The organism is Ilumatobacter sp. (assembly GCF_041688325.1).
Taxonomy (GTDB): Bacteria; Actinomycetota; Acidimicrobiia; order Acidimicrobiales; family Ilumatobacteraceae; genus Ilumatobacter_A.
In genome coordinates, this window is sequence record NZ_JBDNIJ010000317.1 from 1 (window position 1) to 2,950 (window position 2,950).

Genomic DNA, 2,950 nt, shown 5'->3' on the forward strand with positions numbered 1-2,950 from the left:
GCGGGAGTTCACCCACTTCGTCAGCGACGGCGCATTCGCTTCACCGAAAGACTTTGTCGCGTTGGCGACGACCGCTGTCGACTGCTCGGCCCGACGGATCACGGTGACCGCCGGGTATGCCGACACTGGTTCTTCGAACGCGTCGACATCGTGCATCGACACGATCACCTCGACGGCATAGCTCGAAGAGACGAGCCGGCGAAGGTCCGCGCCGTACTGGTTGTGCATCCACCGATCGGCGACAATGAAGCCGAGCACTCCATCCGGCTTCAAGACACGGAGGCCCATCTCGATGAAGCCAACGAAGATGTCGCTCCGCCCGCGCATCGTCGGACACGCCCGACGGTAGGCGGCGCTACGCGCAGTCGGTACGCCCTCCAGGCGGACGTATGGCGGATTGCCGAGCACGAAGTCCGCCACATCGTCGCCGTGCGAGGTGAGCAGAAAGTCGCCGCACTGGACACAGTCCAGCGATATCGACTTGGCTTCGGCATCGCCCAGGCCGGCTTCGACAAGCGCTCCAGCGACAGCCTTCTGCGCCAACTCAGTGTTCGCCGTGAGGAGATCGAAGGCTCGGAGCGCGGAACGGATATCGGTCAACGGACGGTCGTGGATGCGACATGACTCGATCAGGCGCTCCGTCATCGGGGCGAGGAAGGCCCCCGAACCGCACGACGGTTCGACGGCGACCAGGCCGCCGAGGTCTTGATCGACAGTGAAGCCGGAGAGGTCGAGAATCAGTTCGACGACCCAGCGGCGCGTGAAGACTTCACCGTGCTCGCCTTTCTCGTCGATCTCGAACACGTGTGGGTCTACTTCCTGCCCCAAGTCGAGGCTCAGTTGTCTTTCTGCATACCGGCGGACCGCGGTCATCGCGTACCTCCAAACTACTCGTCGTTGATTGGGGTCCGCTGGAACCGAGGGTGATGTTCTCTTCCCGACCCATCATGACGGATGGGTGTCGCAGAGTTACTTGACGGCACTACGGCTCAAGGCCCGTCCCTCTAATCACAGCTGGTGGTTCTGCCTCGAGTTGCGGCAGCAGAGTTGGATGGACCTGTTCCGCCCAGTCGGTTACAGCCACGGTGAGGTGCGCAAGAGGTCACCGCCGGCGGGGTCGCTATCGGCCTTCATGATCTTGATGGCGTTGCCTGCTTCGACATCGACGACCGGCCCGCCGGCCGCCCATTCGCGCCGGGTCGAGAGCGCACCGTCGAGCTTTGCCAGCCGATCGCAACGAGTCTCGCTGCCGCTCCAGTGATGGAGAGAGTAAAACGTACTGATGCCCGATTCGCCACCATCAATCGCTGTGTGGGCGGTGTCAATTCTCTGTTGCGCCGGAGGGGCGAACACTCGCGATTGCGAACCTGATCGCCGACGCTCGTCTCACGCCGCCGGTCGTTCTTTCGAGTGACGACGACGTCGCCAACGTGCGCCATCTCATCAGCACCGAACGTCGCGGTCCCCCGGCCGACGAGATCTGCTCGGTCGCGATCCGGAGGCAGCCCCTGGTCGCGCAGTTGGTCGAGGAGGTACGAGATTTACTCCATGTATCCGCCTTGATTGGAACTCACCGCAATGCCCTGCACGTCTTCTTCGAGCGCGGCTCGCACGACTTCGTCGACACTGCGGTTGTGGCCCAGGTAGGTCACCTCTGCGTCCTGGGACTGCAGAATCCCTCGCATGACGTTGACCGAGGCGTTGTAGCGATCTAACAAGCTCGCCGTAGTAAACAACCAGACCGGGTTGGTAGAGAGATGAAAGGATGCGTCGTTTAGAAGATCCTTTCCGAAGGGTCAGGTGCGCAGAGGGCCCCGAAATTCGGCTACTACGAGCCGAGGCGGTTCGCTTCTCGCCACGGGATGTCTCTGTCGACCCGAGGTTCGCCAGGAAGTCCGAGGACGCGTTCACCGATGATGTTCTTCATGATTTCTGACGTCCCTCCTTCGATGGAGTTCGCCCTGCTCCGCAGGAACATCTGGCGACCCGAGCCGGGCGGGCCTTCCAGACCGATCCCCTCGGCCCGGCGGAGCGTGTAGTCGAAGTCGATCTGGCCGTTCGCTCCCAGGGCGTCGACGCAGAACTCATAGATCGCCTGGTTCGATTGTCCGAGCATCAGCTTGGAGATCGATGATTCCGGACCCGGTTCTTGACCTTCGCGACCAGAGCTCGCTCGCAGATCGGTGAGGCGCAGCGCCTCGGCGCGTATCCAAAGATCAGACAGCCGGTTGCGAAGTTCGCTTCGTCGCTCCTCGTGGGGGAGGTCATCCCACACTCGCAGGGCCTCGGCGATCGGGCCGGTACCGGCTTGGCGAATGCCGCTGGCTCCGCCTCCACCAACACTCGTACGCTCGTTCATGAGGGTGGTCATCGCGACCTTCCAGCCTTCGCCGACGTCGCCGATTCGGTCGGCGTCAGGGATCCGCACCTCATCGAGAAAGACCTCGTTGAACTCCGCCTCGCCTGTCACCTGACGCAGCGGTCGGACCTCGATCCCGGATGCGTGCATGTCCACCATGAAGTAGGTGAGACCCTTGTGCTTCGGCGCATCCGGATTAGTTCGAGCGACCAACATCCCCTTGTCCGAGAGGTGCGCCATGGTATTCCACACCTTTTGCCCGGAGACCACCCACTCATCGCCATCGCGGACAGCGAGCGCAGCCACGGCGGCGAGGTCGGAGCCTGCGGCCGGCTCCGAGAAAAGTTGGCACCACAAATCCTCACCAGTGTAGATCCGGCGGAGCGTTCGTTGCTGCAAGTCCTCGCTGCCATGCGATGCGATCGTCGGGCCAGCGAGGGCCGCGCCGAGAAACTGTTCACGGGGCAGTTCGCTTGCTCCAGCGGCAGCCAGCAGCGAATCGATGGTCGGTTGATGCGACGCCGGCAGACCGAGACCGCCGAGGTGCTCAGGGAACGACACCCAGGCCAAACCTGCGTCGTAGACCGCTCC

The 2,950-nt window shown here is 62.8% G+C and carries 4 protein-coding genes; all 4 read right to left on the reverse strand.

All coding sequences use genetic code 11. The annotated features are described in order from the left end of the window. On the reverse strand, positions 1-804 hold an 804-nt coding region (locus ACH2EI_RS16700), incomplete at its 3' end, for an Eco57I restriction-modification methylase domain-containing protein (RefSeq protein ID WP_395160851.1). Positions 805-1,074: 270 nt separating this feature from the next. Next, positions 1,075-1,353 carry a hypothetical protein gene (locus ACH2EI_RS16705; protein WP_395156700.1) on the reverse strand — a complete coding sequence of 93 codons (279 nt, stop codon included), beginning with the start codon at positions 1,351-1,353 and terminating at the stop codon, positions 1,075-1,077. Positions 1,354-1,541: 188 nt separating this feature from the next. Beyond that, positions 1,542-1,718 carry a hypothetical protein gene (locus ACH2EI_RS16710; protein WP_395156701.1) on the reverse strand — a complete coding sequence of 59 codons (177 nt, stop codon included), beginning with the start codon at positions 1,716-1,718 and terminating at the stop codon, positions 1,542-1,544. A gap of 110 nt (positions 1,719-1,828) precedes the next feature. Next, a partial coding sequence (locus tag ACH2EI_RS16715; RefSeq protein ID WP_395160853.1) for an acyl-CoA dehydrogenase family protein occupies positions 1,829-2,950 on the reverse strand: 1,122 nt, incomplete at its 5' end.